Below are 25,526 nucleotides of genomic sequence, written 5' to 3' on the forward strand. Positions count from 1 at the left end.
CGGCGTGACGTGGGATTCCTGTCGGTCGGTCGTTCTGGACTATCGTCCAAGGAGGGGAAGGAGCGCGGTTGGAGGACCGCGCCGAGACGGCCGAGGAGAAGGCGCGCATGTTCGGGAGCAGACCCATGTTCTGGGCCACGCCGGGAGGACTGGCGACGGATCTCGTGATCCTCGCCTCCACCCTGTTGGCGCTCGCCGGTCTCTTGTTCATCGCGTACGTCGTCGCGGTCGTCGCCTCGGTCGTCCACGGGGTCGTTCGCGGGCCGCTCCCGTCGGTGTCGCCGGTCGCGCTCGGGAGCCCGGCGACCGCGTCCCGGGTTCCCGCGACCACGGTCGGGGCAGGCGTACCGTCCGCGTTCGACGCGCCCGCCGCGTCGGACGGACGACGTTCCGATGCGCGAGGGCCCGAGGGAGGCGGCGCGTGATGATCACCTGGCCCGCCGTCTCGCTCGTGCTCAAGGGCGCCGCGATCGCGTTCGTCGCGACGGTGCTCACGCACGCGCTCATCATGTTCCTGCTGTCGCGCCGGGCCGTGACCCCGCCGACGGGGCCGGTCCCCACACCGCGGGTCATCCTGCTCGTCCCCTGCCTCGACGAGGCCGCCGTCATCGCCGCGAGCCTGGACCGACTGCTCTCCCTTCCGTACGAGGACCTCGTGGTCGTCGTCATCGACGACGGCTCCGGCGACGACACGGCGGCGATCGTCGCCGGCTACCACCACCCCAAGGTGCGTCTGCTCCGGCGCGTGCTGCCCGAGGCGCGCACCGGCAAGGGCGATGCGCTCAACGCCGCGGTCTCCTGGGTGCTCTCCTCCGACCTCGTCGCGGGGCTCAGCCTGGACGACGTCGTCATCGGCGTGGTCGACGCCGACGGACGTCTCGAGGACCGCGTGCTGGAGGAGGTCCTGCCCTGGTTCGCCGACCCGGACGTCGGGGGCGTGCAGACCGGGGTCCGCATCAACAACCGTCACGTGAGCCGGTTGGCACGGATGCAGGACATGGAGTTCGTCACGTTCACCGACGTCTACCAGCGGGGACGCCTCCACGTGGGCAGCGTCGGGCTGGGCGGCAACGGCCAGTTCATGCGCCTGTCGGCCCTCAGGACGCTCGGGACGCACCCGTGGTCGGACTCCCTCACCGAGGACCTCGACCTCGGGCTCCGCCTCACGGCACGCGGCTGGCGTCACGTCTACTGCCCGACGACCGCCGTGCACCAACAGGGCGTCGTCGAGTTCGGCCGGCTCGTGCGTCAGCGCACCCGCTGGTTCCACGGGCACGTCCAGTCGTGGCGCGTGCTGCCCGAGGTCGTGCGCGGGGTCCGCGGCGCCGCGCGCTGGGACCTCGTCTACCACATGACCGCACCGTTCCTCCTGCTCGTCGCCTCCCTGCTCACGGCGTCGTTCCTCCTCGGCCTCGTCGCGATGACGATCGCCGCCTGGCACGGCGCCCCGTTCGTCGGGCGCTGGCTGCCGATCGCCTATCTGCTCGCCGTCACCCCGTCGCTCGTGTTCTCGCAGGTGTACTGGTCGCGTGAACGGGCCGACGGCATGTCGCGCCTCCGCGCCGCCGGTCTGGCTCACCTCTACGTGGTCTACGGGCTCATGTGGTACGTCGCGGGCTGGCGCGCCGTGGGCCGGATCGTCGTCGATCACACGGGGTGGGCCAAGACCGCCCGCACCGTCGAGACCGACGAACTCGTGTTGCCCCCGGTCGACGGCGCCACCGGCGTCCCCGTCCTCACCGGGGCGGACGTCCCCCTCACGGTGGCGCTCCCGGACCGGCCGGCGCCCGTGGGTCCACGCGGCGCGACCTCGGTGCGGGGGGACCGCGCCGGTCGTGCCCGCACGGCCCACGCCGTCGCGCGGACGGAACGGTCGTGAGACGCAACCGGCGCCCACTCCTCCCGGTGCTCGCCGCGGTGCTGGTGCCCCTCGCCGCGTGTGGGACGAGCGGCGGAGACTCCTCCCCTCGTCCCTCGGACGGTGCGGAGTCGTGGAGCGAGGGTGGGCAGCGGGGCGTCTGGACGCTCGTGTACTCCGGGTACGGCGTGGCGTCCGCCGACGTCGGTAAGGGAACCGGCGATCACATCCGTCTGGGCCCGACCGCCGCGGCGGATCACGACATCACCCACGGCGCGCTGGCGGTCCACCCCGAGGCACCGGCGGACGTGCGGCTCACGGGTCGGGTCACCACGGAGCGGCAACGCCGCGAGGGGACCCCCAACCCGTGGGAGGTCGGCTGGTTCCTCTGGCGCTACACCGATCCCGACCACTTCTACGCCCTCGCGCTCAAACCGAACGGGTGGGAGCTGTCCAAGCAGGACCCGGCGTATCCGGGCAGGCAACGGTTCCTCGCCTCCGGCGACACCCCGACGTACGCCGTGGGGTCGACCCATGAGGTCGAGATCGTCGCGGTGGGGGACACGACGACGGTACGGGTCGACGGGCGGGCGCTCGGCACCGTCACCGACACCGAACGCCCCTACCGCGACGGCGGGGTCGGCCTGTACACCGAGGACGCCGTCGTCGACTTCGCCGACGTCCGCGCCGAGGCGGCGGCCTCGATGCCCACGTGGGCACCGCCGGCCGTCGTGGGGGCGACGGGTCGCGGGGCGGGCGCAGGGCCGGCGACCGGCACCGGCACGGCGCCCGCGACGACCACGCCCGCACCGACGGCGACCGCGCCGATCACGAGAGCGACGACCACGGGGGGACAGTCATGAAACGCATCAAGGGCTCGTCGGTCGCGGCCGTCGCGCTGCTCGTCGCGACGGTCGGTGGTGGCGCGGGCATCTTCGAGGCGGAGCGATCGAGTTACCTGGCCAGTCAGTTCGCGCCCGACCAGGAGTACGCGAACGACGTCGACGCGTGGGCGCAGCAGGGAGTCCCCACGCCGGCGCCGGTCGCAGGGCCGAAGCGTGACGGGGACTCCCTCACGTTCGGGCCGAAGACCGGAACGCACACCCTCGTGTTGTTCGGGGGGCAGGGGAGCTTCGCCGACTCCAGTGAGGGCGCGGCCATCTCCGCGGCCCAACTCGCCTCCCACTTCGGGCCGGTGACGACCCGGCCGCTGTCGAGTTACCGGCCGGGGATGCTCCGGGACTACGACGCCCTGCTCTACGTCGGCGTGGCCTATGAACACGCGATGCCCCGGGGTCTCGCCGAGGACATCACGACGGGGGACACCCCGGTCGTGTGGGCCGGGGGGAACGCGCCCACGCTGGCCGGCGTCACCGAGAAGGGCCGATCGCAGGCCGCCCACGACCGTTTCGTGACGCGGTACGGCTGGGACCCGGCCGCCTCCGAGGTCGACGACGACGACGTCGTCAAGGCCGTGCGGTACAAGGGCGTCGACCTGGCGCGGGCCCACCCCGAGGAACAGAGCGGCCTCGTCGTCCCCCACGTCGTCGATCCGGCGACCGTGAAGGTCCTCGCCCGAGGGGTCTGCAAGGACGTCTGTGCCTCCGTGGACGCCGACGGTGAGCACACCGTTCCGTGGGCCGTGCGGTCGGCCAACCTCACGTTCGTCAGCGAGGTGCCGTTCGGCTACCCCGTCGAGGGTGGTCGCAGCCTCGCCTACGCCGACCTGCTCTACGACGCCCTCGGCCCCGACGTCGAGCCCGTCAAGCAGGCCGCCGTGCGCATCGAGGACGTCAGCCCCAACACGGACCCCAAGAAGATCCGCGAGATCGCCGATGTGCTGTCGGCGAGGGGTGTCCCGTTCCAGCTCGCGGTGATCCCGAACTTCGTGGACCGCAGCGGCGCGACCCTCTCGGGTATCCCGCGAAACGTCGTGCTCTCCGACACCCCCGAGCTCGTCGAGGCGCTGAAGTACGCCCAGGACCGAGGTGGGGTGCTCGTCCAGCACGGCACGACCCACCAGTACGCCTCGCTGCCCAACCCCTACGACGGGGCATCGGCCGACGACTTCGAGTTCTACCGCGCCGCGTGCATCCACGGGTCGGACGCGTCGACCTACGTGCCCTGTGAGAAGGACACCGCGGTGCAGCTCCTCATGCCGATCGGCGACGACACCCCGGACGCGGCGGCCGTGCGGGTCGCGGGTGGTCGCCAGCTGTTCCGCAAGGCCGGTCTCGACGCGCCGATGATCTTCGAGACCCCTCACTACGCCGCGAGCGCCAACGCCTACGAGGGCATTCGTCGCGTCTACGACACGCGGTACGAACGCGCGCAGTTCACGGCCGGCGTGCTCACCGGGCGACCGGAACAGGGGGAGCTGTTCGAGCAGATCTTCCCCTACCGGGTGACCGACGTGCACGGGTCGACGGTTCTCCCCGAGACGCTCGGGAGCGTGGCCCCGGAGCCCTACAGCGGTCACGCGCAGCGCTCGGGGGCGGAGCTGGTCGAGACGGCACGAGCGATGGGCGTCGTCCGTGAGTCGACGGCGAGCTTCTTCTACCACGCGTTCCTGCCGGTCGAGGGACTCGTCGAGATCATCGACGGAATAGAGGCGCAGGGGTACACGTTCATACCGGCGACGAAGCTGCGTTGAGTTCAGGGCGTCCGGCCCGGCCGCGAGAGTCCTGCTCGCGCCGGCCGACGACAGGACCCGGCGCGATCGGTCCGACGCGATTGGGCCGACGCCTCTTCGTCGTGGCATGATTCATCGTTGGCTCCCGGTTCACGCGCGATCGCCCGGCAGGCGGTCAGGAGGCCACCCCGACCCGCGGGGAGAGGCGTCCGGCGACCCGGGAGACCGAGAATGCGACAGGAGATCACCGTGCAGAACAACATCCACCCCGACTACGTCGAGACCACCGTGACGTGCACCTGCGGCAACACGTTCGTCACGCGCAGCACCGCCACCAGCGGCAAGATCAGCGCCGACGTGTGCAGCCAGTGCCACCCGTTCTACACGGGCAAGCAGAAGATCCTCGACACCGGTGGTCGCGTCGCCCGCTTCGAGAAGCGCTACGGCAAGAAGGCCGGCAACTGACACGGCCCTGACGGAACGCCGACCTCCCCGCGCGGAGGTCGGCGTTCCTCGTTCACGGGCCGGTCGGGGTTGACGGGACGGTCGAGGTGGACGGGACGATCGAGGTCGACGGGACGATGGAGATCCGGCGCCGCGCGCCGGGGGAGGTGAGGGGATGGCGATGGTGACGTCGTCCGAGGCCGACGGGGCGCTGCTGGACTCCGCCCGATCGGCCCTTGCGGAGCACGCCGAGTGCGAGGCGATGCTCGCCGACGCCGCGGTGCTCGCGGACCCCGCGAAGGTGCGCCGCATCAACAAGCGCTACGCCGCGCTCGGCCCGATCGTCGCCGCCGCGCACGCGCTCACCACGGCGGGGGAGGACCTCGCCACGGCGCGGGAGCTCGCCGCCGACGACGCCTCGTTCGCCGAGGAGATCCCGGCGTTGCAGGCCGCTCGCGACGAGTCCGCCGAGAGACTGCGCCTCCTGCTCGTCCCGCGGGACCCCGACGACGACCGCGACGTGATCCTCGAGGTCAAGGCCGGGGAGGGCGGCGAGGAGTCCGCGTTGTTCGCCGGTGACCTCGTGCGGATGTATCTGCGGTACGCCGAGCGTCGTGGATGGTCGGCGCAGGTGATGGACACGACGGACTCCGACCTCGGCGGGTACAAGGACTGCAAGGTCGCGATCAAGGCCAAGGGCACCCCCGGTCCGGGGGAGGCGCCCTGGGCGCGGCTCAAGTACGAGGGCGGAGTCCACCGCGTGCAGCGCGTGCCCGTCACCGAGAGCCAGGGCCGCATCCACACCTCGGCCGCGGGCGTGCTCGTGCTGCCGGAGGTCGAGGACGAGGGGGAGGTCGAGATCGCCCCCGCCGACCTACGGGTCGACGTGTACCGCAGCTCCGGACCGGGCGGTCAGAGCGTCAACACGACGGACTCGGCCGTGCGCCTCACGCACCTGCCCACCGGCATCGTCGTCTCCTGCCAGAACGAGAAGAGCCAGCTGCAGAACAAGGAGGCGGCGCTGCGCGTCCTGCGCGCCCGGCTCCTGCAGGCCCAACGTGACGCGGCGGAGGCCGAGGCCAGCGCGGCCCGCCGCAGCCAAGTGCGCACCGTCGACCGCAGCGAACGCATCCGTACCTACAACTTCCCCGAGAACCGCATCGCCGACCACCGCACCGGCTTCAAGGCGTACAACCTCGACGCCGTCCTCGACGGCGACCTCGACCCCGTCATCACCTCGGCCGTCGACGCCGACGACGCCGCCCGCATGAGCGCCCTCGCCGACGGCGAGTCGTGAGCGTGAACGCCGCTCTCCCCGACGGGCAGGGTGCCGCGCCGATCGCCGAGGTGCTGCGCCATGCGCGCACACGGCTGGCCGAGGCGGGGGTTGCCTCGCCCCGGGTCGACGCCTCGACGCTGCTCGCGTTCGTCCTCGAGGTCGACGGGGGTGAACTCCAGCGCCGGGCGATCCTCGGTCACGGCCTTCCCCCGGGTCTCGCGCCACGGTTCGCCGCTCTGCTCGACCGACGCTGCGCCCGCGAACCCCTCCAGCACCTCACCGGCCGGGCGCCCTTCCGACGGCTCGACCTCGCCGTCGGCCCGGGGGTGTTCGTGCCCCGCCCCGAGACCGAGCTCGTCGCGGATCTCGCGATCACCGCGTGCACCGGCGCGGCCCGGCCGCTCGTCGTCGACCTGTGCACCGGATCCGGATGCCTCGCGCTCGCGCTCGCCGACGAGGTGCCGGGCGCCGAGGTGCACGCCGTCGAGGTGTCCGAGGACGCACTGCCGTGGGCGCGGCGGAACATCGAGGCCACGGGGCTCGGCGTGCTGCTCCACTACGACGACGTCACCGGGCCCCTCGACACCCTTGCCGACCTGCGTGGATCCGTCGATGTCGTCGTGAGCAACCCGCCGTACGTCCCGCCGGACGCGGTCCCGGTCGACGTCGAGGTCGCCCGTCACGACCCGCGGGCCGCACTGGACGGCGGGGGTGAGGACGGCCTGGAGATCCCACGGGCCGTGATCGCCGCGGCGGCGAGGCTGCTGCGCCCGGGCGGCTCGCTCGTCATCGAGCACGCCGACGTGCAGTCCGCTGCGCTCGTCGCGCACCTCGAGGTGGCGCAGACGGGCGCGTGGACGGATGTCGCCGCGCACACCGACCTCACCGGGCGCCCACGCGCCGTGACCGCCCGCCGCGCAGGTCCGCGCGTCGAGGCCTCCTAGACTGCGCTCCATGAGCCCCGTCATCGACTGCAGCGAGGAATCGGGCCGCGAGGAGGGTCTCCGCGCGGCCGCCGACGCCGTCCGGGCGGGGCGTCTCGTCGTCCTCCCCACCGACACCGTCTACGGCATCGGCGCCGACGCGTTCGACGCGGCCGCCGTCGCCGCCCTGCTGGAGGCCAAGGGCCGGGGCCGGGAGATGCCGCCGCCCGTGCTCGTCCCGAGCCCTCGCACGGTCGACGGGCTCGCGACCGCGGTGCCGGAGTACGCCCGCCGTCTGGTCGACCGCTACTGGCCCGGCGCGCTGACCCTCGTGCTCCGCGCGCAGGCGTCACTCATGTGGGACCTCGGCGAGACGAACGGCACCGTCGCGGTCCGCATGCCCGACCACCCTCTTGCCCTGCAGCTGCTCGCCGAGACCGGTCCCATGGCCGTGACCAGTGCGAACCGCCACGGCGAACCACCCGCCCGCACCGTGATCGAGGCCGCGACCCAACTCGGCCCGAGCGTCACGGTCTACCTCGACGGTGGACGCAGTAGCGACGGCGAGGCCTCGACCATCCTCGACTGCACCGGCGACGTGCCCATCGTGCTCCGTCACGGCGCGATCCCCGAGGCGGAGATCCGCGCCTTCCTCGACAGGCCGGAGTCCGAGGAGGACCCCCGCCACGCGGACGGGTCCGAGGTGGTCGGGTCGGACGCGGACGGGTCCGACGCGGACGGGTATGAGCAGGACGGGTCGTCCGATGTCGACACCTCACCCGAGATGGACGACGACGACTCCCACCCCTCCGTCGTCGACGCCCTTCCCGGCGAGTCCTCCGTCGACGGCGAGGTCCCCGTCGCCGCGAGTGCGGAGGGCCTCGGTGCCCACCCGGACTCGACCTCCGACGAGGGTGTCCCCGCCGCATCCACGCCGGACGGCGGCCACGCCGACGAGCACGCGGAGACTCTGCACGCGGAGACCGGGGACGAGCGGGACGACGAGGATTCCCACGCCTCCGCACGCAGGCGTGAGCGACCCGACGTGGAGTGGCCGCACGGCTCGGCCGCCGTCCCCACCCCCCGTGAGGACTGAGCGGGTCGGATGCGCGAGTACCTGCTCGTCTTCGTCGTCGCGGCCGCGGTGACGTTCGGCCTCACCCCTCTGGTGCGGGTCGTCGCGGTGCGCATCGGCGCGATGACGGCGGTCCGGGCCCGCGACGTCCACTCCGTGCCCGTGCCACGACTCGGGGGCGTGGCGATGCTGTTCGGATTCCTCGCCTCCGTGCTCGTCGCGACGCGGTTGCAGCATCTGTCGCAGATCTTCGCGAGCCCGGAGATCCTGGGGATCTGCCTGGGTGCGGTGCTCATCACACTGGTCGGGGCGATCGACGACGTGCGCGAACTCGACTGGCTCACCAAGTTGGCCGGTCAGATCATCGCGGCCGGTGCGATGGCAGGGCTCGGGGTGCAGCTGCTGTCGTTGCCGCTGTTCGGCGTCACCGTGCTGCCGGCACCGGTCCTCATGGCCATGACGATCGTCATCGTCATCGTCACGATCAACGCGGTGAACTTCATCGACGGCCTCGACGGGCTCGCGGCCGGCATCGTCGCGATCGCCTCGTTCGCCTTCTTCCTGTACGCCTACCAGCTGTCGTTCCAGTACAACCCGCCCAACGTGTTCTCCACCGCGACCTTCGTGACGGCGGCACTGCTCGGCTGCTGCCTCGGCTTCCTGCCGCACAACATCAACCCCGCGAGGCTGTTCATGGGGGACGCGGGGGCCCTGCTCCTCGGCCTGCTGCTCTCGGCAGCGACGATCTCGATGATGGGCAACGTCGACCCGAGCGTCGAGGTGAGCCGCAACGCGACGGTCGCGATCGTGCTGCCCATCGCGCTGCCGCTCGCGATCATGTCGATCCCGCTCCTCGACATGACCCTCGCGGTCGTGCGCCGCACGCGCAGGGGGCAACGCCCGTGGCATCCCGATGCCCAGCACCTCCAGCACCGCATGCTCCAGCTCGGTCACTCCCACCGGGGCGCCGTGTTCCTGCTGTACCTGTGGGCCGCGATCATGGCCTTCGGAGCGACGTCGTTCGCCTTCGTCGACGGGTGGCTGCCGTTGCCGTTCATCGCCGGGGGAGTGGTCGCGGCCATCGTGCTGACGGCGCGCCTGCCCGAGTGGTTGAAGCGTCACCGGCGCCGCTGACGTGCGGCGGTGAACCGGACGGGTGACCCGGATGTGATAACTTTGCGATGCTCCGCCCGACGGTGCGCGGCCCCCGGCCCGCCGTCTTGTCGGAACACCCCCTCCGTTCGCCCGCCCATCGACAGGCAGGTCTTGGCCCACGTGAAGCTCTCGACGACGACGCCCCCGCGCCTCGCGCGTGGTGCCGCCGCCTCGACCGCGTGGCGACCCCTCCTCCTCGGTGGCATCCTGCCGTGCCTGGCCCTCGCTCCCGTCGTCGGGCTCGGTGGATGGGCGCTCGCCGGCGCTCTCGCCGGCTGGAGCGCTCTGGGGGGACTCGGGTTGGCCACCGCGTTCTTCCTGCTCGGCTTCGCCTGTCTGCGCCTCGTCCTCGCGGCCCCGGACTCCGTGCAGGTGGCCGGAGCGGTCGGCGTCTTCTTCCTGCAGGTGCTCGGCCTCCTCGCCCTCGTCGATCTCGTCGGCGACATGCCGATGCTCGCCACCCGACCGTTCGCTCTCGGCGGCCTCGTCGGCGCTTTGGCGTGGCAGGCGGGGCAGGCCTACGTGGTCCTGCGGGTCCGCGTCCCCACGTACTCGGGGCTGAGGATGCCGGGTGATGTCGCATGAGCACGGCGCGCAACCCCCGCACCCACTCCGTCTCGTCGACCGCGCACCGCCGCGCCGCCTCCGAGAGCCCCGGGATGCCTCCCGAGGCCGAAGTCCGTGGCCGCGGTGTCGAGACCGAGCCCGCCGTGGGTGTGACGTCCTACCTACTCGCCGGGCCGCTCTGCTTCGGCGGGATCGGATATGGTCTGGATCGGTGGCTCGGCACAACCGGTGTCGTGGCCGTCGGAGTCCTGCTCGGTATGGCGTTGTCCCTCTACGTGATCTGGCTCCGATACGGTGGCGGTGCCGGGTCGAGCACGAACGGCGCGCCGAGCGAGTCCTCCACACAGGAGGTCACGCCCGCACGGGTCGACCACGCCACCAACGCAACGAATGAGGAGAGCCAGTGAACGTCTACGCCTTGGCGGCGTCGGGTGCATGGGTGGCAGCCGGGGACAGCTACACCCCACCGAGTCCGGACGACTTCTGGCAGCCGCTGTTCGGCCACGGGATCCTCACCTTCACCCGGCCGATGGCCGTGCTCCTCATCGCGGGGATCATCGTCGGCGGCCTCTTGCTCTGGATGAGCAGCAACGCCCAGGCCGTCCCCACGCGCAAGCAGTACTACCTCGAGCGGATCTACGACTTCGTCCGCAACGACATCGGCCGCGACATGATCGGCAGCGAGCACTTCAAGCGGTTCATCCCGCTGCTGTTCACGCTGTTCACGTTCATCCTCCTGAACAACCTCATGGGCGTCATCCCGCCCTTCCAGAACCCGCCGATGGCGCGCATCGGATTCCCGATCGCCCTCACGCTCGTCGTGTACCTGGCCTACCACTACGTCGGGCTCAAGCGATTCGGCCTCGGGGGCTACTTCAAGCACATGGTCCCCCCGGGGCTGCCCAAGTGGATCGCCCCCTTCATCTTCCTGCTCGAGCTCATCACGTACTTCATCACGCGGCCGCTCACGCTCGCCCTGCGACTCTTCGGCAATATGTTCGCCGGTCACATGGTGCTCGTGCTCTTCATCCTCGGCGGTGAGTTCCTCCTCCTCCACGGTGAGGGCCTGGTCAAGCTCGCAGGTGTCGCCTCGTTCCTCATGGCCATCCTCATGACGCTGTTCGAGCTGCTGATCCAGTTCCTGCAGGCGTACGTCTTCACGCTGCTCACCGCGTCCTACATCGGCACGGCCCTGGCCGACGAACACTGATCTTCACGACGGCACGACCACAACCGAATAGCACCCATGATCTCCGGCGGGAACCCGCCGGTACGTCCTACGAAAAGGAACCCATCACCATGACCGGCTCCCTGTCGCTCGTCGGCTACGGCATCTCGACCCTCGGCCCGGCCCTCGCCATCGGTCTCATCTTCGCGGCCCTCATCAACGGTGTGGCCCGTCAGCCGGAGGCGAAGAACATCCTCCAGCCGCTCGCCATCCTGGGCTTCGCCGTCGCCGAGGCGCTCGCCATCCTGGGCTTCGTCCTCGTCTTCATCGTCGGATGATCGCGGCGGCTCCGGCCGCCGACACCTCACAGCCGCCTCCCGTGACGCGAGGCGGGACACCGAAGCCCGGTACTAGGAGAACCCCGTGCACACCAGCCTGACGCAACACGTCGTGGCGATCGCCCCGGCGGCGGGCGGAGGCGGCGGCGCCTTCGGCATGAGCTCGCCGATCCTTCCCCACATGGGGGAGCTCGTCTTCGGCACCATCGTCTTCCTCGTTCTGCTGTTCCTCGTGTGGAAGAAGGTCGTCCCCAACCTCGAGCGCGCGTACACCGAGCGCAGCGAGGCCATCCAGGGCGACATGGGCCGGGCCGAGCGTGCGCTCGCCGAGGCCGACGACCTCAAGCACCAGTACGAGCGTCAGCTCGGCGACGCGCGCACCGAGGCCGCCCACATTCGCGAGGAAGCTCGCGAGCAGGGGGCGAGCATCATCGCGGAGATGCGCAGCGAGGCCCAGGCCGAGGCCGCCCGTATCACCGAGACGGCGCACAAGCAGATCGAGGCCGACCGTCAGGCCGCCTACACCCAGCTCCGTGGCGAGGTGGGCAGGATCTCGACCGACCTCGCGAGCCGCATCGTCGGGGAGTCCCTCCACGACGAGGCGCGGCAGAAGGGCATCGTCGAGCGCTTCCTCGCCGACCTCGAGGCCGGCGACGTGCGGCGGGAGTCCCTCGCGCGTCCCGAGGGGGGCGAGGTCTGATGGAGGGCGTGTCGCGCGGATCGTGGGCGGCGGCCGTGGAGACCCTTGAGAAGGTTCTCCCCGGTGTCGAGGCCCGCACCCTCGCGGGTGAGATCTTCGCCGTCGGGGAGGCCGTGGACGCGGACTCCCAGTTGCGGCGCGCTCTCGCTGACCCCTCCCGCGACGCGGGGCCCAAGCGGGCCCTCGCCGAGCGTCTGTTCACCTCCCGCGTCTCGCCCGAGACGCTCACGGTGATCCTGACCGTCGTGTCGGGTCGGTGGTCGCACGACCGCGACATGGTCGACGCCTTCGAGCGCCTCGGCATCAACGCCGTGCTGGCCGCGGCTGAGAAGGACGGCGTGCTCGACCAGGTGGAGAACGAGTTGTTCCGGTTCGAGCGGCTCGTCGCCGACGACCACGAGCTCGGCACCGCCATCGGTCGTCGTGAGGTCGAGCCTGCCCTTCGGGCCAAGCTCGTCGTCGACCTGCTCGCCGGCAAGGCCCTGCCCGACACGGTCTGGCTCGCGCAGCGGCCCGTCCTGCACGCCCGTGGCCGCAAGTACTCGGCCGCGATCTGGCGACAGCTCAAGATCGCCGCGTGGCGTCGCCAGCAGATCACCGCGATCGTCACGAGCGCCGTCGAACTCGACCAGGCGCAGCGGGACCGACTCGCGGCGGCGTTGTCGTCCGACTACGGCCGCAGCGTCTTCATCACCACCCAGGTCGACCCGTCCGTCCTCGGTGGGCTCAAGGTGCAGATCGGTGACGACGTCATCGACGGCACCGTGGCCCGACGACTGGAGGACGTGCGTCGCACCATCGGCGCCGGCTGACGAACACCTTCCGGCGGCGACACCGCCGATCCACCCGATGCACGACACCGCTTCTCACCCGGCCCCCCCGCCGGTGGAGCTGACAGGAGAGAGACGAAACGATGGCGGAGCTTACGATCCGTCCGGAGGAGATCCGGGCCGCACTGGATTCCTTCGTGCAGTCCTACGAGCCCGATTCGGCCACCCGCGAGGAGGTGGGCCGGGTCGTCGACGCCGGTGACGGCATCGCGCACGTCGAGGGTCTCCCCTCGGCGATGGCGAACGAACTGCTGAAGTTCGAGGACGGCACCCTCGGCCTCGCGCTCAACCTCGATGTCCACGAGATCGGTGTCATCGTCCTCGGCGACTTCGCCGGTATCGACGAGGGCCAGGAGGTCCGCCGCACCGGTGAGGTCCTGTCCGTGCCCATCGGCGACGGCTACCTCGGCCGGGTCGTCAACCCCCTCGGCCAGCCGATCGACGGCATGGGCGAGATCCCCAACGAGGGCGTCCGCGAGCTCGAGCTCCAGGCCCCCAACGTCATGGCCCGCAAGTCGGTGCACGAGCCGCTGCAGACCGGCATCAAGGCCGTCGATTCGATGATCCCGATCGGGCGTGGCCAGCGTCAGCTCATCATCGGCGACCGCCAGACCGGCAAGACCACCGTCGCGGTCGACACGATCCTCAACCAGAAGGCCAACTGGGAGTCCGGCGACCCCGACAAGCAGGTGCGCTGCATCTACGTCGCGATCGGCCAGAAGGGCTCGACCATCGCCTCGGTGCGCGGGACGCTCGAAGAGGCCGGCGCCATGGACTACACGACGATCGTCGCGGCCCCGGCCTCCGACGCGGCGGGCTTCAAGTACCTCGCCCCCTACACCGGTTCGGCCATCGGCCAGCACTGGATGTACCAGGGCAAGCACGTCCTCATCGTCTTCGACGACCTGTCCAAGCAGGCCGAGGCCTACCGCGCCGTGTCGCTGCTGCTGCGTCGTCCGCCGGGTCGCGAGGCCTACCCCGGTGACGTGTTCTACCTGCACAGCCGCCTGCTCGAGCGTTGCGCCAAGCTGTCCGACGACATGGGTCGCGGATCGATGACGGGCCTGCCGATCATCGAAACCAAGGCGGGCGACGTCTCGGCGTACATCCCGACGAACGTCATCTCGATCACCGACGGTCAGATCTACCTCCAGGCGGACCTGTTCAACTCCAACGTCCGCCCGGCGATCGACGTGGGTGTCTCGGTCTCCCGTGTCGGTGGTTCGGCCCAGATCAAGGCGATGAAGGAGGTCTCGGGTCGTCTCAAGCTCGACCTCGCGCAGTTCCGCGCCATGGAGGCCTTCGCGATGTTCGCCTCCGACCTCGACGCCGCCTCCCGTGCGCAGCTCGCCCGCGGTGCGCGTCTGGTGGAGCTGCTCAAGCAGCCGCAGTCCTCGCCGCTCCCGGTCGAGGAGCAGGTCGTCGCCGTGTGGGCCGGCACCACCGGCCAGCTCGACGACGTCGAGGTCTCCGATGTCCGCCGCTTCGAGAACGAGTTCCTCGACGACGTGCGTCGCAACCACCCCGGCATCCTCGAGGCCATCCGCGAGAGCAAGAAGCTCGAGGACGACACGAAGAACGCGATGGAGGAGGCCATGGCGGCCTTCAAGCGCGACTTCCGGCCGGGCGAGGACGAGGGCCTCGTGGCCGTCGGGGACGACGAGCCCGTCGAGGCCGCTCGCGACGAGGACATGGACCAGGCGCAGATCGTCCGTCGCTGACGGCCGAGACTCTCCGTAGGGCGGGCCGGGTCCGGTACCCCGGACTCGGCCGCCCGCACGGAATCCCCACCGACAGCACCGAGCGCACACACGAACCACAGAAGGGCGGAAAAACATGGGAGCGCAGATCCGGGTCTACCGGCAGCGCATCCGCTCCGTCAGCTCGATCAAGAAGATCACTCGGGCGATGGAGCTCATGGCGGCCTCCCGCGTCGTCAAGGCGAGGCAGCGGGTGGACGACACCACCCCGTACTCGGCCGCCCTCACCCGGGCACTCTCGGCCGTGGCGTCCTACGGAGAGATGGATCACCCCCTCATCACGGCCAACGAGAACCCCACCCGCGCCGCGGTCGTCATCATGACGAGCAACCGCGGCCTGGCGGGCGCCTACGCGTCCTCCGTGCTCAAGGAGAGCGAGCGCGTCGTCGAGCGCCTGCGCAGCGAGGGCAAGGAGGTCGTCCCCTTCCTCGTCGGCCGCAAGGCCATGCGCTACTACAGCTTCCGCAACCGCGACTTCGCCGAGTCGTGGGAGGAGTCGACCGACGCCCCCACGTTCGAGACGGCGAAGGCGATCAGCGACGCCGTGCTCGCCACCTACCTGGGGGAGGACGAGGGCTCGGTCGACGAGGTCCACGTCGTCTACACCCGGTTCCGGTCGATGGTCACCCAGGAGCCCCGGACGTTGCGGCTGCTCCCGCTGGCGGTCGTCGACGCGGACGAGGCGAACACGGACGACTACGGCCACGGCGGCACTGACTCGATGCACCCGCTGTACGAGTTCGAGCCGAACGCCGAGGAACTGCTCGACACCGTGCTCCCGCAGTACGTGACCCACCGGATCTACAACTGCCTGCTGCAGGCGGCGGCCTCGGAGCTCGCGGCGCGTCAGCGGGCCATGAAGTCTGCGACCGACAACGCCGACGAACTCATCAAGACCTACACCCGGCTGGCCAACGAGGCGCGCCAGGCCGAGATCACCCAAGAGATCAGCGAGATCGTGGGCGGCGCCAATGCCCTCGCGGACTCCAAGTAAGAGAGAGCAGGGAGTACGCACGGTATGTCTACTACGTATGTCGAGCCCACGACCTCCGGGCAGACCGAGGGTGGCGTCGGTCGTCTGAGCCGCATCATCGGCCCCGTCGTCGACGTCGAGTTCCCCGCCGACGCGATGCCGGACCAGTACAACCTCCTCCACACCGAGGTGAGCCTCGGTGGGGAGACCAAGCGCATCAACCTCGAGGTCGCCCAGCACATCGGCGACAACCTGGTCCGCGCGATCTCGCTGCAGCCGACCGATGGTCTCGTGCGTGGCCAGGAGGTGCACGACACCGGCGGTCCGATCACGGTCCCCGTCGGGGACGTCACCCTCGGGCACGTCTTCAACGCCACCGGTGACTGCCTCGACCTCGCAGGCACGGGCGAGACCCTGGAGATCAACGAGCGGTGGGGCATCCACCGTTCGGCTCCGGCGTTCGACCAGCTCGAGTCCAAGACGCAGATGTTCGAGACGGGCATCAAGGTCATCGACCTGCTCACCCCGTACGTGCAGGGTGGAAAGATCGGCCTGTTCGGTGGTGCCGGTGTCGGCAAGACCGTCCTCATCCAGGAGATGATCGCGCGTGTCGCGCGCGACCACGGTGGTGTGTCGGTGTTCGCCGGTGTCGGTGAGCGCACCCGTGAGGGCAACGACCTCATCGTCGAGATGGAGGAGGCCGGAGTCCTCGGCCAGACCGCCCTGGTCTTCGGTCAGATGGACGAGCCGCCGGGCACGCGTCTTCGCGTCGCCCTCTCGGCGCTCACGATGGCGGAGTACTTCCGCGACGTGCAGAAGCAGGACGTGCTGCTCTTCATCGACAACATCTTCCGGTTCACGCAGGCCGGGTCCGAGGTCTCCACGCTGCTCGGCCGGATGCCGTCAGCCGTGGGGTACCAGCCGACCCTCGCCGACGAGATGGGTGTCCTCCAGGAGCGCATCACCTCGACGCGTGGTCACTCGATCACCTCGATGCAGGCGATCTACGTGCCCGCCGACGACTACACCGACCCGGCGCCGGCGACGACGTTCGCCCACCTCGACGCCACCACCGAGCTCTCGCGTGAGATCGCCTCGCTCGGTATCTACCCGGCCGTGGACCCGCTCACCTCGACGAGCCGCATCCTCGACCCGCGGTACATCAGCAGGGAGCACTACGACACCGCGGTGCGCGTCAAGGGGATCCTCCAGCGCAACAAGGAGCTCCAGGACATCATCGCGATCCTCGGTATCGACGAGCTCTCCGAAGAGGACAAGATCCTCGTCAACCGGGCGCGCCGCATCCAGCGGTTCCTCTCGCAGAACACCTACGTGGCCAAGCAGTTCACGGGTATCGAGGGCTCCACGGTTCCGCTCGTGGACACCATCGAGGCCTTCACGAAGATCTGCGACGGCGAGTACGACCACGTGCCCGAGCAGGCGTTCTTCATGTGCGGTGGGCTGGACGACGTCGAGCGTCAGGCGGCTGAGCTGGAGAAGTGACGTCGACGTGACGGCGATGAGCCCGAGGTAGGGACGGCGACACAGTCGCTCCTTCCGAAGGTGAGAGAGGGGCCCCGCAGCGCGAGCTGCGGGGCCCCTCTCTCGTCATGTCTGGATCGACGCCGGGTTGGTATGCATGGCAGCCCGGTCGGATTGCGGTGTCGGACGGCGGAACCGGACAATTCGTCGCGGTAGGACGCGGGTCGTCCCTCTCCGCGGTCGTCGGTCGGTCTCAGGAGGTCCGGTGCGGAGTCGATGGGAGGGCGTTCGGTCTCACGGATGACTCACCCGCCATGGAAGGCACCATGTCTCGCCCTCGTCTTCGCCCTGCCATCGTTCTCAGCAGCCTGCCCCTACTCGCGCTCACGATCTCCCCTGCGCCGTCGGCCACCGCACGGTCCGCCGCAGCCCAACCGCTCCCGGCCACCTCCAGTGCGTCCGCCGTGACCGGCGGCGTCGTGACGTCGGCGGCGAGGAAGGCGCCGACCTCGAAGGCGTCCGCTGCGAAGAAGCGCACGTCCACGTCCGTCCGGAAGCGGGCGGCCAAGTCCACGGCCAAGAAGCCGGCCAAGAAGTCGGCCAAGAAGGCAACCACCAGGCGTGCCCTGAAGCCGGTGGCGAAGAGGCCGACCACCAGGAGGCCTGCGGCGAAGGCAGCGGCCAAGAAGCCCGCGCCCGCACCGGTGGCGAAGAAGCCGGTGGCGAAGAAGCCGGTGGCGAAGAAGCCGGTGGCCAAGACGCCGGTGGCGAAGAAGCCGCTGCCGACGAAGCCGGCTCCCCAGACCGCGGTCTTCAGGAGTCGGGTGACGGCCCACCCGTATCCCGTCAAGGATTCGGCAGGACAGGTGTGGGGAGCGATCCCGGCCAACTGGGGCACCCGGAGGATCTCGACGACGTTCAAGGGGAAGGACTTCGCGGGGACGTCGGACGACGTTCTGTACCAGGCGAACGCGTGGGACGCGAAGGGCTATGACGTCGCGGTCCCGGCGGCGGCCACCTATCGGGTGACGATGCACTTCGCCGACGACAAGGCCACCTCGGAGGGCCAGCGGGTGTTCGACGTGAGGGCGGAGGGGCGGACGGTCGTTCGCGATCTGGACGTCTTCCGTGCCGTCGGGCAGGGAGCCGCACACCGCGTCACGTTCGACGTCCGGGTCACCGACGGGTTCCTCAACCTCGACTACGTCAAGCGGGCCGACCTTCCGCTCGTCTCCGCGATCGAGGTGCAGTCGACGGTGCCCGTCGCGCTGCCTCGTCCGGCGCCGCGCCTCATCACCTTCGCCCCCGGGAACCCGTACACGACGAGGATCGACAAAGCACCGTTGGCGGCGAACAGCGACCGCCTTGCGGCGGCTCTGGCCGGACAGGTGAGGAACTTCTGGGGTGGGGTGGCGGCGACCAACGCCTACGGCTTCAACGTCGCGTTCAATGTCGCCCCGAAGGGGACTCCACGCATCCGCGTCGGCTTCCACGACTGTCAGAACAAGCGCAGCGTGCCGAGCGGGCTGTACGACGGTCCGGGGCACTTCGTCGACGTGCCGGTGCCGCGAGGCGCGGTCGCCGCGAACGGCTCGGACGGGCAGATGACGGTCTACGATCCGGCCGCCGACCAGGTGTGGGACTTCTGGCAGATGCGGCGGAACGCCGGCACCGGCCGCTGGGAGGCCTGCTGGGGTGGGCGGTTGGACAACGTGTCGAAGACCATTCGCCCCGTGTACCCGGCGCCGTACGGTGCGAGTGCATCCGGGCTGGTCATCGCGGGCGGCGTGATCACTGCCGATGACGTCCGGCGAAACGAGATCAACCATGCCATGAACCTCGGGATCATCGACGTGTCGCGCTGGGACACGCATTCGTGGCCGGCGAACCGCTCGGACGGCACGCAGCCTCCGGGGACCGCGATCATGGAGGGTCAGCGCCTGCGCCTGGACCCGACGCTGGATCTCACTCGGTACAACCTGACTCCGTTCGGGCGGTTGGTCGCCGAGGCCGCCCAGCGCTACGGGTTCATCGTCACGGACCGTTCCGGCGCAGTCGGGGTGGCGACGGAGTCGGGCGCGCCCGAGAAGGCGCGGACCGGTGTCAACCCGTGGCCCGTCCTCCTCGGTGGTGAGGCGTACGACGCTCTCAAGGGCTTCCCGTGGGACCGCGTCCAGGTGCTTCCTCCGGATTACGGCCGCCCCCGCGGCTGACCGACACGACGCGCACGTCCCTCGACCGCCTCCGACTCCCTCCCGTCCCATCCCACCGATGGTGAGTCGCCCCCCACGGGCTCACCGTCCGCCCGGGGATCTCGCACGCGTCCCGGGGCAGCCCTGATCCGTCGCGCGCCGATTCGGTGCAGGACGGGCGTGCCGAGCTCCGTCGTCCTCACTCGCGAACCGGGACACCCCGGTGCGGGGAGCTGGCCGACACCACCGCCGACGTCGTCCGCTCTGCCAGGCGGCGGCACGTTCACCGACGAAGGAACCTTGCCATGTCTTCTCATGCCCGTCGAAGGGCGGGCGGTCTTCTCACCGCCCTCGTCCTCGTCCTCACCTCTCTGACCATGGCGTCACCGCCACCCGCGGCCGCCACCGACGCCTGGACCCACCGCGTGACCACGAACAACTCTCCCGTCACCGACTCGATGGGGCGGGTGTGGGAGTCGGGCGTCAACCGGTTCGGGACCGACCGCCGCTCCTGGATCCTCTTCAACAAGGACGTGCTCGGTACCACCGAGGACGACCTCTACGAGGTGAATGCCGTCGGGGCCAAGGGATTGACCGCTCCGGTTCCCAGCCAGGGCGTCTACCGGGTGCGTCTGCTCTTCGCAGAGGACTGGTACTCCGAGGCGGGTCGCCGCGTCTTCGACGTCGTCGGCGAGGGGAAGGTGATGGAGAAGGGTGTGGACATCGCCGCTCGTGCCGGCAAGGGCCGGGCCTACGACCTGACGTTCGACGTCGAGGTGACCGATGGCGCCCTCGACCTCGGTTTCGTCGCCCGCGTCGAGAACACCCTGGTCTCGGCCGTGGAGATCACGCGGGTCGGTGACATCCCGGCCCCTCCGCCCCCGCCCGCACCGGTGGAGCGGCCGGTGGTGCGGATGAGCAGCTGGGACCACCCGGTCAAGGACTCCTCGGGAACCGAATGGACGACTCCTCGGGGCTGGACGGGCAATGTCCGCCGCTCGACGACCCTCGGGTCCGTCCCCATCGACAAGACCGACGACGACATCCTCTACCAGAGCGCCGTCTACGGGATGAGTGGCTGGTCGACGCCGGTCCCGGAGCCCGGGGACTATCGAGTGCGCCTTCACCTGGTCGACGGGTGGTGGACCGAACCGGGCCGTCGCGTCTTCGACGTCGGCGCGGAGGGCAAGACCGTGGCGAAGGGGATCGACATCTTCGCCGAGGTCGGGAGGCGCACGGCTCTCGTCCGTGAGTTCACCGTCCACGTCGACGACGGGCGACTGGACCTGACGTTCACGGCGCTGGCCGACAACGCCATCGTCTCCGCCGTGGCGGTGGATCAGCTCGTCCCGGCGCCCCCCTCGACACCCGGCCCGACGCCGACCACGCCCGATCCGGGCGGTACGCCGGTGGAGAAGCGGATCTTCGAGTCGCGCATGGTGGCCCGTCCGACACCGGTGACCGACAGCGCGGGTCATGTGTGGAGCCGGTGGTCGGCGACCCTGGGCAGCTGGCGGACCTCGACGAAGATGGCCGGCTGGGACATCAAGGGGACCGACGAGGACGAGCTCTACCGGGCCAACGTGTGGGACGTTCGCGGGTACGAGCTGCCCGTCCCGGCGAAGGCGACGTACCGCGTGCGACTGTTGATGGCCGAGGACAGCTACTGGAGCCCCGGGCACCGCATCTTCGACGTCATGGCCGAGGGGCAGATCCGCGCGGCGGACGTGGACATCACCGCCGCCGTGGGTCCGGCCACGGCCCATGACCTCGTGTTCGACGTGCCGGTGGCCGACGGCCGCCTCGACCTGCGATTCGTGGCCAAGAAGGATCTCCCGCTCATCAGCGCCATCGAGGTCGTGTCGACCTCCGAGGTGCCGATCCCGGCCGACGCTCCGCACCGTGAGGTGACCCTGGCGCCGAACAGCTTCTACACGCAGGACATCTCCAAGGCGCCGGTGCGCGAGGATTCGAAGGCGATGGCCGATGCCCTCGCCGGCGAGGTCTCGTCGCGCTACGGCGGGATCGCCGCGTTCAACGCGTACTCCTACCACGTCGGGCATCACCGCGTCCCGGCCGGCACGAAGCGCGTGGACGTGCGGTACTCCTGCAGTCCGGACGGCCGGATCCCCCCGAGCCTCTACGACGGGCCCGGCTACTTCCGCGAGGTGCCGGTGCCGGACGACGCCGAGGCCGCTGCCGGCGACGACGGTCAGATGACGATCTACGACCCGACGAGTGACGAGCTGTGGGAGTTCTGGCAGATGCGGCGTGACCCCGACGGCGGATGGTCGGCGTGTTGGGGTGGCCGGATCGACGACGTCTCGACCTCGCAGGGCATCTTCCCGCTGGGGTTCGGGGCCAGCGCCTCGGGACTCGCCGTCACGCCGGGCATGGTGTCGCTCGCCGATGTGCGTCGTGGCCGGATCGACCACGCCCTCAGCATCTCGCTGCCCGAGGTCCGCTCCGGCGCGTTCTCCTGGCCGGCGAACCGCACCGACGGCACCTCCTCCTCCCCGCTCGCCCCGGTGGAGGGGCAACGGTTCCGCCTGAACCCTGCGCTCGACCTCGACCGGTACAACCTCACGCCGCTGGGGCGGATGATCGCCGAGGCCGCTCAGACGTACGGGTTCGTGGTCACCGACCGCGGCGGGTCCGTGGCGGTCGCGGCGGAGTCGGGCGCCTTGGAGCGTCAGGCGACCGGGAGCGACCCGTGGGACAGCCTCATCGGCGGACACGCCTGGGACGTGATGCACGAGTTCCCTTGGAACGAGGTGCAGTTCTTGCCGATGGATCACGGCCGCCCGTGACCACGGCGCCGGCCGGCCGGTCCCGGGGGTCGGCCGGCCGGTCCTCCTCGGCGCCGGCCGGGGCGGATCCCTCGGCCTCGGGAGAGCCGGGGGCCGTCGAGTCGGCGGGTGCGCTCACGACGTCGTCGCTCACACCGGGGTCGGCGAGAACGGCGTCGAGGGTCGCGGGCTCGTCACCGTAGTAGCCGTAGCCGAGGAGCGGAGGACGTTCGGAGTCGCCGATGCCTCCGCGGCGGCGGGCCTCCCACCAGGCGCGAGCGAGGAAGACGGGGTTGCCGACGACGTACCGACGCCACATCCGGCCAGGTTCCTGGGTCAGGCGCCAGATCCACTCCAACCCCATCTCGCGCAGCCAGCCCGGTGCGCGTGGGATGCGGCCGGAGTAGAAGTCGAAGAGACCGCCGACGCCCATGGCGACGCCGACGCCGAGCGACTCGAGGTGCTCGTCGAGCCAGAACTCCTGGCGGGGGACTCCCAAGGCCACCATGAGGATGTCGGCCCCCGAGGTGCGGATCTCCTCGATGACCGCGGGCTCGGCGTCGGTGTCGAAGTATCCGTCTCGCGTGCCGACCACCGACAGACCGGGGAACCGGCGGCGCATCTCCTCGGCCGCGGCCGCCGCGACCCCCGGCCTGGCGCCCAGGAGATAGAGAGAGAGCCCCTCGATGGCCGCCCGCTCGCAGAGCCGGGGGAACATGTCGGTGCCGTTGACGTTCTCGCGGACGTCGACGCCCTGGAACCGGGCGGCCATCTTGATGCCGATGCCGTCGGGCAGCACCCGCGCGGCCCGCCCGAGCACGGACCGGTAGGCGGAGTTGGTCACGGCCTTGTTGAGGCAGTCGGGATTGACGAACGCGAGCAGCGCCGGCCGCTCGTCCCGTGCGCGGTCGACGACCCAGTCGACGGCCTCGTCCATGCTCGTGTTGGTCACCTCGACACCGAGGACGGTGAGGCGGGGTGGAGCCGGTCGGCCGCCACCGCCGAGGAGCTCGGCGACGGCGTAGCGCACCACCAGGCCCGCGCCCTTCAACGTGGTGAGATCCGTCTGTGGCGCCTCGCTCCCCTCGTAGGCGATGCCGGTGCGGGCACGCAACCGATGCGCGGACATGAGACCCGGCGTGAGGTCGGGATCACGTGAACGACGTGCGGCGACGTCGCGGGGATGCAGCGGGCGGGGCCCGAAGAAGCGAAGGTCACCGGAGGCGACGGAGAGCAGGTAGGCGAGTCGGCGGCCGGGGGCGTCGCCGGCGAAGGAGCGGATGGTGACGGGCCGACCGTGACGGCCCACACGCACGTGCTCGTCGAACACCCGCCCCTGTCGAACCAGTCCGACGGCGCCACGGACGGCCATCGCGGGGGAGAGCACGGCCGTGAGCGCAACGCCGACCACGCGGTCGCGTCGCCCGTCGTGCGCGTCCCCGGCGTCGGCGCCCGGCCGGAAGGACGTGGGGCTCACAGGGGTCATACTCGGTAACGTTAGTGGGGACTCGGCTGGCGCTCAACGCGACTCGGCGTCCGCACGACGACTCACCCGATGCGTCGTCGCAGACCTGCACCCCTCGGAGACCCACGTGACCTCACCCACCCCCGCGGAGCGTCCTCGCGATCTGAGGACGGCGATGCGCACCTGCCGTGAGCTGCTCGCCGCGGATTACGCCCGCTCGCCCTACCCGTACCAGCGCCTCACACTCGCGATCTGGCGGGCGGGTCAGTGCCTGCGGTACGCCAAGGGACCGGGGGCCTTCATCGTCCGACGCCTCGTGCTGCTCGCGGATCTGGTCTGGACCCAGGGCGTCATCGGTGCCGAGTTGCCGCACGAGGTCTGGGCCGGGCCCGGCGTCAAGCTCGAGCACGCGGGGCGCGGGGTCATCATGCATCCGTCGGTCTCGATCGGGAAGAACCTCACGCTGTACCACCAGGTGACGATCGGGGTCCGCGACGGCAGGCCCGCCGCGACGCTGGGCGACCGCGTCTTCCTCGGCGCGGGGGCCAAGGTCCTCGGGCCGGTGCAGATCGCCGACGGCACGCGGGTGGGCGCGAACGCGGTCCTGCTCACCGACACGGAGGCCGAGTACACGTACGCGGGTGTCCCCGCCCGGCGAATCGGCGGACCGAGCCGTACCGGAGTCAGTTAGACCGAGGAGGACGCGTCACCTAGGCTGCTGCGACAGGGGATCCGCTCACCCAGCCGCCTGTTCCGGGGAGGATCGGCGGCCGAACGAAGGACGTCTCGTGACAGCCTCGGCCACCCCTGCAGACTCCGACCCCTCCTCCGCGACGGCACTCCAGCCGTCCGAGGCCGGTGCCGACACCGGCGCCCCGACGGTCACCGTCGTCGTCCCGACCTATCGACGTGCGGGCTCGATCCGGGCCGCCGTGGACAGTGTGCTGGGGCAGACCCATCAGGATTTCGAGATCGTCGTCGTCGACGATGCCTCGGCCGACGAGACGCCCGAGGTCGTGCGCGACATCCCCGACCCGCGCGTGCGCCTCGTGGTCCACGAGAGGAATCTGGGCGGCAACGCGGCCCGGGCCACGGGCGTCGCGCATGCCCGAGGCCGGTACGTCGCGTTCCTCGACAGTGACGACGTCTGGTGGCCGACCAAACTCGAGCGCCAGCTGGACCTCCTCGCCGCCAAGGGGCCGTCCTACACCTTCTGCGGCACGTGGTTCCGTCTCCAGACACCCGACGGCGAGGTACGGATGGAGATCGAGCCCGACATCGACGGTGTGCGATGCCCGGAGCTGTGCGTGAGGAACGCCCTCGGCGGCTACTCCGTGCTGCTCGTCGAGAAGGCGGCACTCGAACGGATCGGAGGGCCCGACACCGCCCTCAGGTCGTGCCAGGACTGGGACCTGTACCTCCGCCTCAACGACACGGGAGGGGTCTGCGTGGTCCGCGAACCGCTCGTCACCTACGTGCAGGACCCGACCGATCCGGTGCGGATATCCCGGAGCCGCGAGAACGTCATCTCGGGGCATCGGCACATGTATCGGCAGGTCCGCCGCCGGCGCCGCCGTCTGGACGCCGACGCGCTCGCGGCCAGCCAGCGCATGTTCATGGAGTTCTTCGCCAACGCCGGTGCCACCAGGGACGTTCTGCGGGTCGTGGCCGACACCCCCGCCCGGGTCTGGCTACGACCCGGCTCGGTGGGGCACACGCTGCACATGGCCCTTCGGGCGGCCCGTCGCCGGTCGACGTTGGGCGAGCACACCCGCGAGTGACCGTTCCGGCTCAGTCCCGGTCGGAGTGGGGAGCCCGGCGCGCGCCGACGTGGGAGGTGCGCTCAGCCCTGATCCACCGTCCGGGGGTGGGTATTCCGGCGCGTCTTGGTAAGAG

General features: G+C 70.5%; 24 protein-coding genes. 22 read left to right on the forward strand and 2 right to left on the reverse strand.

Going from position 1 to position 25,526, the window contains the following annotated elements:
- The first annotated feature begins 68 nt into the window (after positions 1 to 68).
- The 18 genes from RT054_RS10740 (at position 69) to atpD (ending at position 17,205) form a co-directional block, all read left to right on the forward strand.
- Positions 69 to 425, forward strand: coding sequence for a hypothetical protein (locus RT054_RS10740; RefSeq protein ID WP_313023552.1), 357 nt, complete (start codon positions 69 to 71; stop codon positions 423 to 425).
- Positions 425 to 1,879, forward strand: coding sequence for a glycosyltransferase (locus RT054_RS10745; protein ID WP_313023553.1), 1,455 nt, complete (start codon positions 425 to 427; stop codon positions 1,877 to 1,879). Before RT054_RS10740 ends, RT054_RS10745 begins: the two co-directional genes overlap by 1 nt.
- Complete coding sequence (locus RT054_RS10750) at positions 1,876 to 2,721, forward strand: hypothetical protein (protein WP_313023554.1); 846 nt, start codon at positions 1,876 to 1,878, stop codon at positions 2,719 to 2,721. Before RT054_RS10745 ends, RT054_RS10750 begins: the two co-directional genes overlap by 4 nt.
- Positions 2,718 to 4,511 carry a polysaccharide deacetylase family protein gene (locus RT054_RS10755; RefSeq protein ID WP_313023555.1) on the forward strand — a complete coding sequence of 598 codons (1,794 nt, stop codon included), beginning with the start codon at positions 2,718 to 2,720 and terminating at the stop codon, positions 4,509 to 4,511. The genes RT054_RS10750 and RT054_RS10755 overlap by 4 nt, the downstream gene beginning before the upstream one ends.
- 228 nt (positions 4,512 to 4,739) lie before the next feature.
- Positions 4,740 to 4,955, forward strand: a complete 216-nt coding sequence (rpmE, locus tag RT054_RS10760; RefSeq protein WP_312722003.1) for a 50S ribosomal protein L31 — start codon at positions 4,740 to 4,742, stop codon at positions 4,953 to 4,955.
- Positions 4,956 to 5,109: 154 nt separating this feature from the next.
- Positions 5,110 to 6,231 carry a peptide chain release factor 1 gene (prfA, locus tag RT054_RS10765; protein ID WP_396837276.1) on the forward strand — a complete coding sequence of 374 codons (1,122 nt, stop codon included), beginning with the start codon at positions 5,110 to 5,112 and terminating at the stop codon, positions 6,229 to 6,231.
- Positions 6,232 to 6,233: 2 nt separating this feature from the next.
- On the forward strand, positions 6,234 to 7,157 hold the full coding sequence (prmC, locus tag RT054_RS10770; RefSeq protein WP_313023556.1) for a peptide chain release factor N(5)-glutamine methyltransferase: 924 nt from the start codon (positions 6,234 to 6,236) through the stop codon (positions 7,155 to 7,157).
- A 10-nt stretch (positions 7,158 to 7,167) separates the two neighbouring features.
- Complete coding sequence (locus RT054_RS10775; protein ID WP_313023557.1) at positions 7,168 to 8,232, forward strand: L-threonylcarbamoyladenylate synthase; 1,065 nt, start codon at positions 7,168 to 7,170, stop codon at positions 8,230 to 8,232.
- Positions 8,233 to 8,241: 9 nt separating this feature from the next.
- Entirely contained in the window at positions 8,242 to 9,345 is a 1,104-nt protein-coding gene (locus tag RT054_RS10780; RefSeq protein ID WP_312722053.1) for an MraY family glycosyltransferase, read from the forward strand.
- 141 nt (positions 9,346 to 9,486) lie between these two features.
- The gene (locus RT054_RS10785; RefSeq protein WP_313023559.1) at positions 9,487 to 9,951 is read left to right on the forward strand and encodes a hypothetical protein; all 465 of its coding nucleotides are present in this window, start codon (positions 9,487 to 9,489) and stop codon (positions 9,949 to 9,951) included.
- Positions 9,948 to 10,340: an AtpZ/AtpI family protein gene (locus RT054_RS10790; RefSeq protein ID WP_313023561.1), complete on the forward strand. Its 393-nt coding sequence runs from the start codon at positions 9,948 to 9,950 to the stop codon at positions 10,338 to 10,340. The genes RT054_RS10785 and RT054_RS10790 overlap by 4 nt, the downstream gene beginning before the upstream one ends.
- Positions 10,337 to 11,143 (forward strand): F0F1 ATP synthase subunit A, encoded by an 807-nt coding sequence (gene atpB / locus RT054_RS10795; protein ID WP_312722061.1) that lies wholly within the window; start codon positions 10,337 to 10,339, stop codon positions 11,141 to 11,143. Before RT054_RS10790 ends, atpB begins: the two co-directional genes overlap by 4 nt.
- 83 nt (positions 11,144 to 11,226) lie before the next feature.
- Positions 11,227 to 11,439 carry an ATP synthase F0 subunit C gene (locus RT054_RS10800; RefSeq protein WP_312722086.1) on the forward strand — a complete coding sequence of 71 codons (213 nt, stop codon included), beginning with the start codon at positions 11,227 to 11,229 and terminating at the stop codon, positions 11,437 to 11,439.
- Positions 11,440 to 11,524: 85 nt separating this feature from the next.
- Positions 11,525 to 12,139: a F0F1 ATP synthase subunit B gene (locus RT054_RS10805; protein WP_396837277.1), complete on the forward strand. Its 615-nt coding sequence runs from the start codon at positions 11,525 to 11,527 to the stop codon at positions 12,137 to 12,139.
- A gap of 8 nt (positions 12,140 to 12,147) precedes the next feature.
- On the forward strand, positions 12,148 to 12,951 hold the full coding sequence (locus RT054_RS10810; protein ID WP_312722063.1) for a F0F1 ATP synthase subunit delta: 804 nt from the start codon (positions 12,148 to 12,150) through the stop codon (positions 12,949 to 12,951).
- 101 nt (positions 12,952 to 13,052) lie between these two features.
- On the forward strand, positions 13,053 to 14,690 hold the full coding sequence (atpA, locus tag RT054_RS10815; protein WP_312722065.1) for a F0F1 ATP synthase subunit alpha: 1,638 nt from the start codon (positions 13,053 to 13,055) through the stop codon (positions 14,688 to 14,690).
- 115 nt (positions 14,691 to 14,805) lie between these two features.
- Positions 14,806 to 15,723, forward strand: coding sequence for a F0F1 ATP synthase subunit gamma (locus tag RT054_RS10820; protein WP_312722068.1), 918 nt, complete (start codon positions 14,806 to 14,808; stop codon positions 15,721 to 15,723).
- A gap of 24 nt (positions 15,724 to 15,747) precedes the next feature.
- The gene (atpD, locus tag RT054_RS10825) at positions 15,748 to 17,205 is read left to right on the forward strand and encodes a F0F1 ATP synthase subunit beta (protein ID WP_313023563.1); all 1,458 of its coding nucleotides are present in this window, start codon (positions 15,748 to 15,750) and stop codon (positions 17,203 to 17,205) included.
- Positions 17,206 to 17,437: 232 nt separating this feature from the next.
- Here atpD and RT054_RS10830 read toward each other — a convergent pair whose 3' ends face one another.
- Positions 17,438 to 17,941 carry a hypothetical protein gene (locus tag RT054_RS10830; RefSeq protein ID WP_313023564.1) on the reverse strand — a complete coding sequence of 168 codons (504 nt, stop codon included), beginning with the start codon at positions 17,939 to 17,941 and terminating at the stop codon, positions 17,438 to 17,440.
- Here RT054_RS10830 and RT054_RS10835 point away from each other — a divergent pair.
- Together RT054_RS10835 and RT054_RS10840 are read left to right on the forward strand one after the other, a co-directional pair.
- Positions 17,904 to 19,397 carry a malectin domain-containing carbohydrate-binding protein gene (locus RT054_RS10835; protein WP_313023565.1) on the forward strand — a complete coding sequence of 498 codons (1,494 nt, stop codon included), beginning with the start codon at positions 17,904 to 17,906 and terminating at the stop codon, positions 19,395 to 19,397. The two genes, RT054_RS10830 and RT054_RS10835, sit on opposite strands and share 38 nt — an antisense overlap.
- A gap of 284 nt (positions 19,398 to 19,681) precedes the next feature.
- Complete coding sequence (locus RT054_RS10840; protein ID WP_313023566.1) at positions 19,682 to 22,186, forward strand: malectin domain-containing carbohydrate-binding protein; 2,505 nt, start codon at positions 19,682 to 19,684, stop codon at positions 22,184 to 22,186.
- Here the strand turns inward: RT054_RS10840 and RT054_RS10845 are convergent.
- Complete coding sequence (locus tag RT054_RS10845; protein WP_313023568.1) at positions 22,101 to 23,642, reverse strand: WecB/TagA/CpsF family glycosyltransferase; 1,542 nt, start codon at positions 23,640 to 23,642, stop codon at positions 22,101 to 22,103. The genes RT054_RS10840 and RT054_RS10845 overlap by 86 nt on opposite strands.
- A 115-nt stretch (positions 23,643 to 23,757) precedes the next feature.
- Here RT054_RS10845 and RT054_RS10850 point away from each other — a divergent pair, with 115 nt between their 5' ends.
- Both RT054_RS10850 and RT054_RS10855 read left to right on the forward strand, forming a co-directional pair.
- Positions 23,758 to 24,321 (forward strand): hypothetical protein, encoded by a 564-nt coding sequence (locus RT054_RS10850; protein WP_313023570.1) that lies wholly within the window; start codon positions 23,758 to 23,760, stop codon positions 24,319 to 24,321.
- 97 nt (positions 24,322 to 24,418) lie between these two features.
- A complete protein-coding gene (locus RT054_RS10855) occupies positions 24,419 to 25,411 on the forward strand; it encodes a glycosyltransferase family 2 protein (protein ID WP_313023572.1) in 993 nt (330 codons plus the stop codon).
- Positions 25,412 to 25,526 lie beyond the last annotated feature (115 nt).

The organism is Mobilicoccus sp., from assembly GCF_032060985.1.
GTDB lineage: Bacteria > Actinomycetota > Actinomycetes > Actinomycetales > Dermatophilaceae > Mobilicoccus.